Origin of the sequence: Streptosporangium sp. NPDC006007, assembly GCF_040614315.1 — a bacterium.
Lineage (GTDB): Bacteria > Actinomycetota > Actinomycetes > Streptosporangiales > Streptosporangiaceae > Streptosporangium.
Map to the genome: position 1 here is coordinate 1 of NZ_JBEXUG010000072.1, position 11,742 is coordinate 11,742.

General features: G+C 69.2%; 14 protein-coding genes and 1 pseudogene. 4 read left to right on the forward strand and 11 right to left on the reverse strand.

Features of this window, described 5'->3' with window-relative positions:
- Positions 1-111 precede the first annotated feature (111 nt).
- From ABZ194_RS29435 to ABZ194_RS29445, 3 genes and pseudogenes are all read right to left on the reverse strand, one after another.
- Positions 112-1,395, reverse strand: coding sequence for a transposase (locus ABZ194_RS29435; protein ID WP_355600279.1), 1,284 nt, complete (start codon positions 1,393-1,395; stop codon positions 112-114).
- Positions 1,347-1,730, reverse strand: a complete 384-nt coding sequence (locus ABZ194_RS29440; protein ID WP_355600280.1) for a transposase domain-containing protein — start codon at positions 1,728-1,730, stop codon at positions 1,347-1,349. The genes ABZ194_RS29435 and ABZ194_RS29440 overlap by 49 nt, the downstream gene beginning before the upstream one ends.
- Before the next feature lie 109 nt (positions 1,731-1,839).
- Positions 1,840-2,091, reverse strand: a pseudogene (locus tag ABZ194_RS29445) (transposase family protein); the annotation flags it as partial.
- Between the two features lie 368 nt (positions 2,092-2,459).
- On the opposite strand from ABZ194_RS29445, the gene ABZ194_RS29450 reads away from it, so the two are divergent.
- Together ABZ194_RS29450 and ABZ194_RS29455 are read left to right on the forward strand one after the other, a co-directional pair.
- Positions 2,460-3,617 carry a hypothetical protein gene (locus tag ABZ194_RS29450; RefSeq protein WP_355600281.1) on the forward strand — a complete coding sequence of 386 codons (1,158 nt, stop codon included), beginning with the start codon at positions 2,460-2,462 and terminating at the stop codon, positions 3,615-3,617.
- A 24-nt stretch (positions 3,618-3,641) separates the two neighbouring features.
- A complete protein-coding gene (locus tag ABZ194_RS29455) occupies positions 3,642-3,956 on the forward strand; it encodes a 4a-hydroxytetrahydrobiopterin dehydratase (RefSeq protein ID WP_355600282.1) in 315 nt (104 codons plus the stop codon).
- 121 nt (positions 3,957-4,077) lie between these two features.
- Here the strand turns inward: ABZ194_RS29455 and ABZ194_RS29460 are convergent, their stop codons facing one another.
- Both ABZ194_RS29460 and ABZ194_RS29465 read right to left on the reverse strand, forming a co-directional pair.
- Positions 4,078-4,722, reverse strand: a complete 645-nt coding sequence (locus tag ABZ194_RS29460) for a M15 family metallopeptidase (protein ID WP_355600283.1) — start codon at positions 4,720-4,722, stop codon at positions 4,078-4,080.
- Between the two features lie 11 nt (positions 4,723-4,733).
- Positions 4,734-5,918 carry an ROK family transcriptional regulator gene (locus tag ABZ194_RS29465; protein ID WP_355600284.1) on the reverse strand — a complete coding sequence of 395 codons (1,185 nt, stop codon included), beginning with the start codon at positions 5,916-5,918 and terminating at the stop codon, positions 4,734-4,736.
- A gap of 310 nt (positions 5,919-6,228) precedes the next feature.
- Between ABZ194_RS29465 and ABZ194_RS29470 the strand changes: the two genes are divergently transcribed.
- Both ABZ194_RS29470 and ABZ194_RS29475 read left to right on the forward strand, forming a co-directional pair.
- Positions 6,229-6,678, forward strand: a complete 450-nt coding sequence (locus ABZ194_RS29470; protein WP_355600285.1) for an Rrf2 family transcriptional regulator — start codon at positions 6,229-6,231, stop codon at positions 6,676-6,678.
- Positions 6,679-6,795: 117 nt separating this feature from the next.
- On the forward strand, positions 6,796-6,918 hold the full coding sequence (locus tag ABZ194_RS29475) for a hypothetical protein (RefSeq protein WP_355600286.1): 123 nt from the start codon (positions 6,796-6,798) through the stop codon (positions 6,916-6,918).
- Between the two features lie 249 nt (positions 6,919-7,167).
- Here the strand turns inward: ABZ194_RS29475 and ABZ194_RS29480 are convergent, their stop codons facing one another.
- The 6 genes from ABZ194_RS29480 to ABZ194_RS29505 all read right to left on the reverse strand — a co-directional run.
- A complete protein-coding gene (locus ABZ194_RS29480; protein ID WP_355600287.1) occupies positions 7,168-7,527 on the reverse strand; it encodes a helix-turn-helix transcriptional regulator in 360 nt (119 codons plus the stop codon).
- A gap of 207 nt (positions 7,528-7,734) precedes the next feature.
- The gene (locus ABZ194_RS29485; protein WP_355600288.1) at positions 7,735-8,238 is read right to left on the reverse strand and encodes a nicotinamide-nucleotide amidohydrolase family protein; all 504 of its coding nucleotides are present in this window, start codon (positions 8,236-8,238) and stop codon (positions 7,735-7,737) included.
- A complete protein-coding gene (pgsA, locus tag ABZ194_RS29490; protein ID WP_355600289.1) occupies positions 8,238-8,840 on the reverse strand; it encodes a CDP-diacylglycerol--glycerol-3-phosphate 3-phosphatidyltransferase in 603 nt (200 codons plus the stop codon). The genes ABZ194_RS29485 and pgsA overlap by 1 nt, the downstream gene beginning before the upstream one ends.
- Before the next feature lie 25 nt (positions 8,841-8,865).
- Complete coding sequence (rimO, locus tag ABZ194_RS29495; RefSeq protein WP_355600290.1) at positions 8,866-10,275, reverse strand: 30S ribosomal protein S12 methylthiotransferase RimO; 1,410 nt, start codon at positions 10,273-10,275, stop codon at positions 8,866-8,868.
- Between the two features lie 54 nt (positions 10,276-10,329).
- The gene (locus tag ABZ194_RS29500) at positions 10,330-11,094 is read right to left on the reverse strand and encodes a RodZ domain-containing protein (RefSeq protein ID WP_355600291.1); all 765 of its coding nucleotides are present in this window, start codon (positions 11,092-11,094) and stop codon (positions 10,330-10,332) included.
- Positions 11,095-11,176: 82 nt separating this feature from the next.
- A partial coding sequence (locus ABZ194_RS29505) for a DNA translocase FtsK (protein ID WP_355600292.1) occupies positions 11,177-11,742 on the reverse strand: 566 nt, incomplete at its 5' end.

Below are 11,742 nucleotides of genomic sequence, written 5' to 3' on the forward strand. Positions count from 1 at the left end.
CGGATACCTCATAACTCCGGCATACCGAACGCGAGGTCATCCAACGGTCATAAACCGCCGTCGGTGATCTAACTCCTGAGCTTCAACCTCAGTAGCGTTTTCGGGTGTCTGTCAAGGGAGCGGCGGGTCGGGCACGGCGGCGTAGAGACCTTGGCCGATCTTGTGGATGAGTCCGGTTGTGGCCCATCGCGACAGTTGCCGGTACATGGTGTTCAAAGTGATGTCGCCGAGGTGGTGGGCGATGTCGCGGGCGTTCCAGTGCCGGTGGGGCTCGGTGTGGAGCAGGGCCAGGACCTGTGTGCTACGGCGGCTTGCCGTGCTGGTGTGCCGGTCGTCTCGGGATTTGGCGGGGAGGGGCGGGTTATGCGCAGGCTCCAGGACGGTGATGTCGAGGCAGGTGATGGCGCGGCTGGTGTCGGGCCGGCCATCGTCCAGCCGTTCTCCGTAGCGGGAGATCGGTGATTTGACCTTGCGGGTGCTGATGCGTGGGCGTCGTGGTGGGAGCAACCTGGCCGGCACCCGGCGTCCGATCGTTCCGATGAGGTCAGGAGCTTCGGGCAGGACGCCCCCGGCTTGGATCACCAGGTCACGGGCAGTCTGGAAGGCGATGGTGAACCCGCGGCGATCGGGATCGGTTCCATGGCGGGACCGCGCGGCGTCGACCATGACGGTGCGCGGCGGCTGGTAGAGCGTGAGCAACGCCCGCATCTCCTGCTCGACGCCGACTGGGTCGCCCGACCTCAGCACGCGCCCGCGCAAGATCGTGTGCCGGAGCGCATAGTAAGCCGATTCGTGCTCCCAGCGCCGGTGATACAAGCAGACCAGGGCACCGGCCGGGTGGCGGCGGGCGTCGGTCAGCGTGGTGACCAGCCGGTAGGAGGCGTCAAAGACGGTGCCGTCGGTGCAGGTCACGGTGATCTGGGCATCGACGATCCGCACCGGGATCGAGCCGATCACCGACAGGTAGGAGCCGTCGGCCAGGCGGGACAGGACCGGAGTGCGGCGGTTGCTGCGCAGGCGACCGACGACCTGGGCTCCGGTGCCCGTCACCGCGGCGAGGAAATCGTTACCGTCGAATCCCTTATCCCACAGCACGAGCATGTCCGGTCTCAGCAGGTGCAGCAGCCGCTTGGCGTATTCAGTCTCGCCCGTGGCGGTGGGCCCGAACACCGCGCCGATCATCGCCCGGGTGCCGGTCTTCACCAGGGTCATCAGCTCCAGCTGGGGATAGCCGCCGTGGGCCGGCCGATCGAGCCAAGCCCGGTTCCGGCCGGTATCGGGGACTTTCAGCGAGCTGCAGCCGTCGAAGGAGACCGTCCGGTAGGGGCCGAACCGCACCCCGGGCGTCACCGGCCGCGCCAGCGGGCCGCACAGCACCTCGAACAGCGCCCGCATCGGCCCGCCGCCCACCCGGCGACGCAGGTCGCGAACGCCTTCGCGGTCGGTGAGACAACAGCGGGCAGCCCCGCCAGAGCGCTCGTCATCTTGTCCCAGACCAGCCGATAGCCGACCTCCGGAAACAGGCACATCGCCGGCAGGAAATACACCCCGACCCGCGAGGGAGGCTCCCGGAGCCGGTGCTGCACCCGGCCCGTCTCCGCCGGCACCGCATCCACCAACTCGAACGGCACGACCTGCGTGAGCTCCCCCAGGTGCCCTTGGCGCGAACACCCCCGCGGCCACCCGCACCACCCGGGAAATGACAGACTGCTCCCGCAACGGGACTCCACTCTTCAGATGATCTTCGCCGACATCTGATCTACACGAGTCCCGTTGCCCGTCTCAGCCGATTGACAAGAACCAAATCCCCTTAACTACCCGGCCTTGGGCAAACCCCCGAGAACGCCGGGCGAGCAGGGCGACGGTCTCACCGACGTAGCGCCGGGCGGTGGCCGTACCGACGCCGAATCCAGCGGCGAGTTCGGCGAACGTCTCCCCTTTACGCAGGTGGACCAGGACGAGCAGGGCCTGCCGGCCGGGACCGAGCCGCCGCCACGGCGAACCGATCGCCTTGCGGTGACGGCGGATCACGCCTGCCGGATAGGTCAAGGTCCGGCGTGACAACGGCAGCGCAGCACGATAGAAAAGCACACGAGCCTCTGGCGTGATGGTTGATCTTGGTCGACAACCCTTCTACCAGGGGCTTCTCTACTTGTCGATCAGACATCGCACCCGTAACAGGCCATGACCTGCGACTTCAGGTTGAAAAAGGCCCACTGATTCTTCTGCCCGACTGAAGCTCATCGACCGGTTCGCCCTGATTCCCGACAGCCCCTATGCGTACTCCCCACAGCCTTTACGGCCAGCCTCCTGACTCCCGACCACCGACTCCGGCCCTCCCCGGCGCACGGCGCCCCCCGGGCTCGCAGAGCCGATCACCACAACGCCGAACGAGGAGACGGGCATCGGGGGAAAGGTGGTTATCGGGAGAGGACAGAGTTCTTCCGGCGGTGGTGACGATGAGCGCGCGCTTCGGTGAAAAAGCGGGTGCGGCCAGGCGGCTTTTCCAGGCCGCCGGTGAGGAGACGCGCAGCCGTCTTCCCTCACGGGAGAGCATTGTCAGGAATATCAAGGCCTGGGAGTCGGGCAGACATCAGCCGAAGGATCCGTACCGCGTGCTGTACTGCCGCGTGTTCGGCATGCCAGAGGCCGCCCTGTTCGGGGTGGAAGATCGAAGAGGCGTGGGCAGACCGCCCACGGTTGTTCCCGCCTTCCCGATCTCACCGAGTCACCATGTGGCGCCGGAGTTGGTGGACTACTTCCGTCTCCAGTTGCTGAGCCACTACACCGCCGACGCGTTCCTTGGGCCCCACCACCTGCTGGGTGTCGTCACGGCTCAGTACCGCTCCATCACCAAGCTGGCAGACCAGGCCAAGGGTGAGCTACACCGTGAGCTGCTCCGGCTCGGTGCCGGCTTTGCCGCGTTCGCAGGATGGCTGTACCAGGATGCCGGTGTGATCGACCAGGCTGCGTTGTGGCTCGACATGAACCTTGAGATGGCGCATCGTGCCCAGGACATCCAGCTCACCAGCCATGCCCTCACCAACAAGGCGATGCTGGCCGCCGACCTCGGCGATGCCTCGGTAGTGATCGACCTCACCGCCGCCGCCCTGTCGAACAGTGACAGGCTCATGCCAAAGGCAAGGGTGCTCGCCCTCCAGCAGGGCGCTCACGGGTACGCGCTGGCATCGGATCGCGGCCGCTGCGACGCCCTGCTGGATGAGGCCGCAGCGCTCATCGACGACATCGACGATGACCACCTGTGGGGGAACGCCTGCCGGACACCCCACTATGTGGAGATCCAACGGGCCACCTGCTACGGCAGACTTGGGCTTACCTCCGAAGCCGCCACCCTCTGGGATGAGGTCATCCTGTCCGTACCGACTGCGTCACGGCGGGACATCGGGGTCTTCCTGGCTCGACAGGCCACAGCCCTCGCGGCGCTCCCGGAGCCTGAGCGGGCGGCGGAGGCGGCCAGGAAGGCCATTGAATTCCTGCACAAGACCGGCTCGGTCCGTCAGCAAGCCGAACTGGCGATCATGCCGACCCGCATGGGTGCTTGGGCGGACACCGCCGTGGGTCGCGAGGTGACGGAGATGCCGGCCGGCGTCACCTGACGGGCACTCTGGAGATGGGAGGTGGTGGGTTTGGGACTCCGTGACCCCTTGGCCGCCGAGGAGATCGTACGGCGATTGACGTTGGGCAGCTGGTCTGGCGGTACCGGGCAGATCAGCAAGATCTACTCGATTGACTACGACACGGCTATGCGCATCGTCGCGGAAATCGCACAGGTCGCCGTCGAGTTGGAACACCGGCCCGATATCGACATCCGGTGGGATCGGCTGCGGATCACCATGACCACGCATACGGCCGGTGATGTCGTGACGGACCTGGATTTTCTTCTCGCCGCTCGAATCGACGAGATCGCTGAGAGGCACGGAGCCGTCACGGCCTGACGGGCCGTCGGGAAATCCGGAGGAGTCGCGTACGCCGTGGCGCCCCGTTGGCCGATGGGGCGCGACGGACGCCTGGCCGGGAGGTGCGCCGGTCAAGGAGGCGCACGCCGTAGGAAGGTGGTCAGAGGGGGCGGGGGCCGTAGTGGGCGGCGGGGGCACCGGTGGTCATGGCCCAGTAGCGGTCGCCGTAGGACCAGTGCCACCACTCGGTGGGGTAGTTGACCAGGCCCACCGAGCCGAGGGCGGCGCCCAGCAGCTCACGGTGGTGGCGGGCCTCGGTGGAGAGGCCGGGGGCCGCGGTGTAGCAGGCGCCGCCGCTCTGCTCGGGGGTGGCGTTGAGCGGGGTCCCCATGTCGAGCTCCTCGCCGTCCTCGGTGCACAGGGTCAGGTCGACCGCCGCGCCCGCGGTGTGCGGGGCGACCTCGACCGGCGCGACGTAACGGCTCGCCGCCACACAGATCTCTTCGGGCGACATTTCGGGAAATGCCGCTTGAAGTTCCGCCGAGTACTCCTCGAAGATCCGCTGCTGCATCGCCAGCGGCCGATATCCCTCCACGATCAGCAGCCGATATCCCGGTGGCAGCCCCGCCTGAGCCTCCTCCAGCCTGTCGACCAGCCCCTGCCGGAGGTGGGCGAACGCCCCCTCGGAGTCGGCCAGCCGTACGTCCACCCGCAGCCGCCCCCGGACGTCGATCAACCGCTCCCCCGACTCCTCGACGGGGATCGAGGCGACCCGGGGATCGGAGATCAACACGATGTTACGCATAGCGGCAATTCTCACACCGCCTCGGAGAACACCTGCTCCCGGGCCTGGCTCAGGGCCGAGACCAGGGCTCCGTGCAGCACCGGGTTACCGGTCACCTCGCTGGGCACCACCCGTGGGCGGACCGGGCAGATCCGGGCCACCGCCTCCTCGACCCTGGAGGTGAGCGGGCCGCCGCCCGCCCGGCTGACCTCCCCGGCGAGCACCACGAGCCCGGGGTCGAGCACGACGCACACCGACGCCACCCCCAGCGCCAGCCGCCGGGCGATCTCGTCCAGCAGGGGCTCGCCCCGCTCCCCCGCACCGACCGCGGCCGCCACGCGCTCGGCGGCGTTCTCACCGGCGAAACCGTACGTCCCGGCCAGTTCGGTCACCGCTTCGGCGCCGACCAGCGACTGCAGCCCGCCCGCGAGCGACGGCAGCCTCCCGGGCACCGCCCGCACGTCACCGGCCGGCGGCACGCCGGGGACCGGCAGGTAGCCGATCTCGCCCGCGCTGCCGGACAGGCCTCGGTGGAGCCGGCCGCCGAGCACGACGCCGAGGCCGATGCCCCGGCCCACCCAGAGCAGCACGAAGTCGTCGGCGTCGCGTGCCGCGCCCTGGGCGCGCTCGGCGAGGGCGATCAGGTTCACATCGTTCTCGATCTTGACATCACGGCGCAGATCACAGGCGAGAGCCTGGTGGATCCCCTCGTGCCAGTCAGGCAGGTCGAAGGAGAAGCGCACGTCCCCGGTGCGGGGATCGACCACGCCCGGGGTGCCGATCACGACCGACCGGAGCCTGGAGAGCCCGACCTTGGCCGACCTGCAGGCCTTGACGACCGCGCTGCGCACGAGGGCGACCGGATCGTCGTGGCCGTTCGGCGCGACCGCCACCTCCGCGACGGTCTCCCCGTGGATATTCGCGATGGCGGTGGTGACGAATTCCGGACCCACATCCAGGCCCGCCACATAGGCAGAGGAGGAAATGACCCCATAAAGCGCTGCATTAGGACCTCGCCCTCCGGCCTGCTCTCCAGCCACCTCGACCAGGCCGCGCTCCTCCAGCCGGGCGAGCGTCTGCGACGCCGTCACCTTGGAAAGACCGGTGAGCTCCCCGATCTGCCCCCGCGTCAACGGCCCGGAATCAAGCAGCAACTCCAAGGCGGCCCGATCGTTGATCTCCCTCAGCAACCTGGGCACGCCAGGACGTCGCTCCATACACATGGTCTCTTGTTCGCCGTTTCCCGGTCGCATTTACATTTCAGACAAGAATAGCGGTCTTATTCATTAATAAAGCTTCCCGGCGGCTTGGCCCCGCGGGAGAGGCCGTGGAAGGTCGCGAGGCGCCCCGTCCCCTCTCTCCGCCCGCCGATCACGCGCGGCCCCGCCCACGGGCGCGTGATCGCCGCGGCGTCAAGACCCGGGCGTCCGGCCCGCCCCTGCCGCGCCGGCGGTCACGGCCTCGAAGTTCGGCTCTCCGGGGGACCTGGCGTGTAAGCAGTCAATAGCAGGCGGGATAATCGATTACATGCGTCTATCCGCTCGTGTCGACTATGCCCTACGTGCCGCCGCCGAACTCGCCGCCGCAGGTGACGGACCTACCACCGTGGGTGAGCTGGCCAAGGAGCAGGACATGCCGCCCAAGTATCTTGAGAACATCCTCCTGCAGATGCGCCGGGCAGGTCTGGTCCGGGGCCAGCGCGGCCCCGAGGGCGGCTACGTGCTGGCCAGGGCCGCCACCGAGATCACCCTGGCCGACGTGATCCGCGCCGTGGACGGCCCGCTGGCCAACGTGCGGGGCGAGCGTCCAGAGCACGTCGGCTACCGGGGGCCCGCCGAGGCGTTGCAGCAGGTCTGGATCGCGCTGCGGGCCAGCGAACGGGCGATCCTGGAGGAGGTCACGCTCGACTGCGTGGCCACCGGCTCTCTCCCCGAGCGGGTCCGCCAGCTCGCCGCCGACCCCGCGGCCTGGGACTGAGGCGTGTTCCGTGCCCGAGGGTGACGTCGTCTCGCGCACCTACGGGACGGCTCCGCCGGGCGCTCGGCGTCCGGCGGATCCGCCCCACCGGGCCGCCTTCTGACGAGATGAGACGAGGTGGTCCGCCCGCTGCCGGCCAACGCCGGGCGGCGAGAGGCGTCACCGGACCGGCGCGGCCTGGCGGGGACCGCGAGGCGCACCGGACCGGGAGGCTTTTTACTCGCCGAGATCCGGCTGTGACGGCCGTGGCGGCCTCAAGAGGCCGGAGAGGGGACAGGCCGGCTCGGCGGCTGCGCACGCCGGCAGGGAACGGCCAGGCGGAATGACGGCCGGGGATCCGTGCCCGGGACGGGGCACGTGAGCGCACGGCAGGACGGGACGGCCTCGCCCGCGCCGCGGGAGCCGGATCAGCCGCAGGGAGACGAGAGCTCAGCCACGGGGACGGCTTATCGTCCGACGCTGTCGACGCCGACCGGGAAAAGCGGCGGCCTAGGCGGCGACCATGTCGTTGACCTCGGGAAACACCGAATCCGTAATGGCGGCGGGCACGGTTTCCGCGATCGGCAGACGCTCCCGCTCGGGGACGTCGCCGGCGAGCACCGGGGCATGCTGAAGCTCGGCCAGCGCGAACTGGTCGGAGACCTCGCGAAGCACCTGTGACAGCGGCACGCCCAGGGCGCCGCATATCGACGCGAGCAGTTCAGAGGACGCCTCCTTCTGACCGCGCTCCACCTCGGACAGATATCCGAGAGAAACACGAGCCAGCGTGGACACCTCACGCAAGGTGCGACTCTGCCGCACCCGCAGCCGCCGCAGCACGTCACCGAGCAGCTGACGCAGCAGGACCATCTGTCGCTCCCTCCCCGGCGCGGGCGTCTTCACGACACCTCGCGCGATCGGTTCGTGCCGCCCGTTCTTCGAACGCGACCCTTCGTACATACTCCTCGCCGTCATCATCGCTTGACCTTTACCTCACTCACAGTTCCACCGTACCCGCATCCACCAACAGTGCGGCAGACCGTGGAGAGCATGTTCGCTGGGGACGTAACGCGGTAATCACCCGGATTGTTCCCCCAAGTTCGGCTCCAGCACACCTAGAAGCAGGTCCACAGCCTCATTGACTGTGGATTGGCGAATTTCCTCACGAGTACCTGCGAGGTGGAGATCCCGCTGCCATACCCGCCCATTCGGACCACTAACGGCCAGGTGCACGGTGCCGACAGGTTTACCGTCCTGCGGGTCGGGACCGGCCACACCGGTGGCTGCCAGGCCGTACGTGGCGCCGGTGAGCCTGCGGACCCCGTCGGCCATCGCCGAGGCGACCCGGGGATGCACCGCCCCCTCACGCTCCAGCAGGTCGGCGGGGACTCCCAGCAGGCGCTGCTTGAGTTCGGTGGCGTAGGAGAGCACCCCGCCCACGAAGGCCTCCGACGCCCCGGAGGGAGCGGTGAGCGCCGCGCCGATCAGCCCCGCCGTCAGCGACTCGGCCACCGCCACCGTCTCACCCCGGCGGACGAGCAGCGAGAGCACACTGGTGGCGGCGAGCAGCCGGTGACTCATCAGGCCCGCGCCCTCTTGGCCACCTGCCGCAGCTTGACCGCGCGGATCACGTAGTCGACCCCGGTGCCCACGGTCACCACGACCGCCGCGCCCATGGCGGCCCAGCGGATCGGCTCCGGCACCCCGGGCCACATGTAGGAGACGATGGCGGCGATCTGCAGGACGGTCTTGACCTTGCCGCCGTAGCTGGCGGGGATGACGCCGTGCCTGATGACCGCGAACCGCAGCAGGGTGACGCCCATCTCCCTGCCGAGGATCACGACGGTGATCCACCAGGGCAGCTCGTTCAGGACGGAGAGGCTGATCAGCGCGGCGCCGATCAGCGCCTTGTCCGCGATCGGGTCGGCGATCTTCCCGAAGTCGGTGATCAGGCCGTAGCGGCGGGCCAGCTCGCCGTCGAGCAGGTCGGTGAGCGAGGCCACCAGGAAGACCACCAGCGCGGTGACCCGCCAGCCGGTGCCCGGCAGGAACAGGCAGACCACGAAGAACGGGACCATCGCCAGCCGTATCACCGTGACGACGTTGGCGATGTTCCACGCGCTCACCTTGGGGCCCGTGGTCACCGCCGTCGGCTCGGTGCCGGTCTCTGGCGTGTTGGTCATACCCTCTCCCGACCCGGCGGCGCACTCACGGGGCGGCCTTGATACGGGCTATCAGGTCGACCCCTTCGGAGTCGACCACGACGGCCCGGACGATCTGCCCCGGCACCAGGCCGATGCCCTGCACCGTGACGGAGCCGTCCACCTCCGGCCCCTGGTGGGCCGCCCTTCCCTCATAGCCGCCGTCGCCGAGGTCCTCCTCGATGAGGACGTCCACCTCGCTGCCGATCCGCTCCTCGGCCCGCTGGGCCATGAGCTCCTCCGCCAGCTCGGTGAGCGCGGCCAGCCGGGCGTCGACGACCTCCTGGTCCAGCTTGCCGGGGAGCGAGGCCGCCTCGGTGCCGTCCTCGTCGGAGTAGCCGAACACGCCGATCACATCGAGCCTGGCCTCCTCAAGGAAGGCCACCAGCTCTCCGAACTCCTCCTCGGTCTCGCCGGGGAAGCCCACGATGAAGTTGGAGCGCACACCCGCCCCCGGGGCGGTCGCCCGGACCGTGCCCAGCAGGTCGAGAAACCGCCTGGGGTCGCCGAAGCGGCGCATCCGGCGCAGCACCGAGCCGCTGGCGTGCTGGAAGGACAGATCGAAGTAGGGGGCCACCCCGGGGGTCGAGGAGATCATCTCCAGCAGACCCGGGCGGAGCTCGGCGGGCTGCAGGTAGCTGATCCGCACCCGCTCGATGCCCTCGACCGCGACGAGGGAGGGGAGCAGCTTCTCCAGTGCCCGCAGGTCGCCCAGGTCCTTGCCGTAGGAGGTGGAGTTCTCGCTGACCAGCACGAGCTCCCTGACCCCCTGCCCGGCCAGCCAGGTGGCCTCGGCGACCAGCTCGGCGGGGTCACGCGAGACGTAGGCGCCGCGGAACGCCGGGATGGCGCAGAACGTGCAGCGCCGGTCACAGCCGGAGGCCAGCTTCAGCGAGGCCACCGGGCCGTCGCCCAGGCGCTTGCGCAGCGGCCTGGGGCCGCTGGCGGGGGCCATGCCCTCGGGCAGCTCACCGTGGCCGGGGATGTTGGTCTTGGGGGCGGCGGCCCGCTCGACCGGTGAGATCGGCAGCAGGGTCCTGCGGTCACGGGGACTGTGCGGGAGAAGCGGCCTGCCCGCCAGCACGTCGTCCAGCCGCGTGCCTATCTGGGTGTAGTCGTCGAAGGAGATGACGGCCGCCGCCTCCGGCAGCGCGTCGGCGAGCTGGTCACCGTACCTCTCGGCCATACAGCCCGCGGCGACCACCTTGGCCCCGGAGTCGGCCGCGGCGAGCAGCGTGTCGATGGAGTCCTTTTTCGCTGAGTCGATGAAGCCGCAGGTGTTGACGACGATGACATCGGGGTCCTCGTCGGCCACCTGCCAACCGGCAGCCTCAAGACGCGCGGCGAGCTCCTCGGAGTCGACCTCGTTGCGCGCGCAGCCCAGCGTGATCAGCGATGCGGTTCGGCGGGATGACATGGTGAACACTACGGTATCGGGAGTTGGCCACCACCCGATGCACCTCCCCCATTCCTAACCCTCCGGCGACTGCCTCGGCTGGGGTGCCGGAGCCTCGTAGGCGCGGTTGACGACCTGCCCCCGGCGGCCGGGGGCGCCGAGGTTCTTCCCGTTCACCTGCAGGGAGACCGCTCCCCCGTCGCTGAAGGTGACCTGCATCCCCTTGTCGGCCCGCCACACGGAGGTTTTACCCGCCTCCAGGACGCCGGAGAAGACCTTACGGCCGGTCATGTCCTTGATGTCGAGCCAGGACGAACGCCTGGCCTTGACCTGGAGGACGACCAGACCGCCCCGCCTGCCGCCGGTCAGCGCCGCCGGTTTGCGCGGCGCCTCGGGCGCGGCGGCCGGCATCGACGGCGACGGCACGGCCGGGCGAACCTCCGCCGTGGGGGTCTCCTCCCCGCCGCCCATCGTCTTCACCACGCCGAACACCACGACGATGGCCAGGGCGACCCCCATGGCGGTCGTCCAGTTGGGCGAACGGCTTTCGCGGATCTTGATGGGCGTGTCGGCCTGGAACACGCTGGCCGCCCGGACCGGCAGCGGCACGCCCCCGTGCAACTCGTCGTACTCGTGCACCATGGCCTCGGGATCCAGCCCGACGACCTTGGCGATGTTGCGGACGTGCCCGCGCGCGTAGAAATCCCCTCCGCACTGGGAGAAGTCGTCCCGCTCGATCGCGTGGATCAACGCCTCGCGAACGCGCGTGCGCGCGCTCAGCTCACCCACGGTCAGACCCGCCGACCGGCGTGCCTCCGCCAGACTGCTGCCAATACTCATGCCGCACGCCCCCAAAGCCCCCGACGCTGCGTAGTGAGTACTATTCAACCAGTAATCGGATGGCCGTCGTACGGCGGGGGCGTCATTGGCCTCGCAGGTCGGCGAGAAGCCCGGGTAGTTCGTCGGGTTTGACCATTACCTCGCGCGCCTTGGACCCCTCACTGGGGCCGACCACGCTCCGGCTCTCCAGCAGGTCCATCAGGCGGCCCGCCTTGGCGAAACCCACCCTCAGCTTGCGCTGGAGCATCGAGGTCGAGCCGAACTGGGTGGTCACGATCAGCTCTGCGGCCTGGACCAGCAGGTCGAGGTCGTCGCCGATGTCCTCGTCGATCTCCTTCTTGGCGGAGGCCGCGGCGGTGACGTCGTGACGGTACTCCACCTGCATCTGGGCCTTGCAGTGCCCGACGACCTCGGCGATCTCCTTCTCGGAGACGAAGGCGTTCTGCAGCCGCATGGGCTTGCTCGCGCCCATCGGCAGGAAGAGCGCGTCGCCCTGGCCGACCAGCTTCTCGGCGCCCGGCTGGTCGAGGATGACCCGGCTGTCGGCGAGGCTGGAGGTGGCGAAGGCGAGGCGGGAGGGGACGTTGGCCTTGATCAGGCCGGTGACCACGTCCACCGAGGGGCGCTGGGTGGCGATGACCAGGTGGA

What these genes read in the sequence shown, in the direction of transcription:
- ABZ194_RS29435 (WP_355600279.1), bottom strand. Translation starts at nt 1,395, where the DNA reads ATGCGGGCGCTGTTCGAGGTGCTGTGCGGCCCGCTGGCGCGGCCGGTG.
- ABZ194_RS29450 (WP_355600281.1), top strand. Translation starts at nt 2,460, where the DNA reads ATGAGCGCGCGCTTCGGTGAAAAAGCGGGTGCGGCCAGGCGGCTTTTC.
- ABZ194_RS29460 (WP_355600283.1), bottom strand. Translation starts at nt 4,722, where the DNA reads ATGCGTAACATCGTGTTGATCTCCGATCCCCGGGTCGCCTCGATCCCC.
- ABZ194_RS29465 (WP_355600284.1), bottom strand. Translation starts at nt 5,918, where the DNA reads ATGGAGCGACGTCCTGGCGTGCCCAGGTTGCTGAGGGAGATCAACGAT.
- ABZ194_RS29470 (WP_355600285.1), top strand. Translation starts at nt 6,229, where the DNA reads ATGCGTCTATCCGCTCGTGTCGACTATGCCCTACGTGCCGCCGCCGAA.
- ABZ194_RS29480 (WP_355600287.1), bottom strand. Translation starts at nt 7,527, where the DNA reads ATGGTCCTGCTGCGTCAGCTGCTCGGTGACGTGCTGCGGCGGCTGCGG.
- ABZ194_RS29485 (WP_355600288.1), bottom strand. Translation starts at nt 8,238, where the DNA reads ATGAGTCACCGGCTGCTCGCCGCCACCAGTGTGCTCTCGCTGCTCGTC.
- pgsA (WP_355600289.1), bottom strand. Translation starts at nt 8,840, where the DNA reads ATGACCAACACGCCAGAGACCGGCACCGAGCCGACGGCGGTGACCACG.
- rimO (WP_355600290.1), bottom strand. Translation starts at nt 10,275, where the DNA reads ATGTCATCCCGCCGAACCGCATCGCTGATCACGCTGGGCTGCGCGCGC.
- ABZ194_RS29500 (WP_355600291.1), bottom strand. Translation starts at nt 11,094, where the DNA reads ATGAGTATTGGCAGCAGTCTGGCGGAGGCACGCCGGTCGGCGGGTCTG.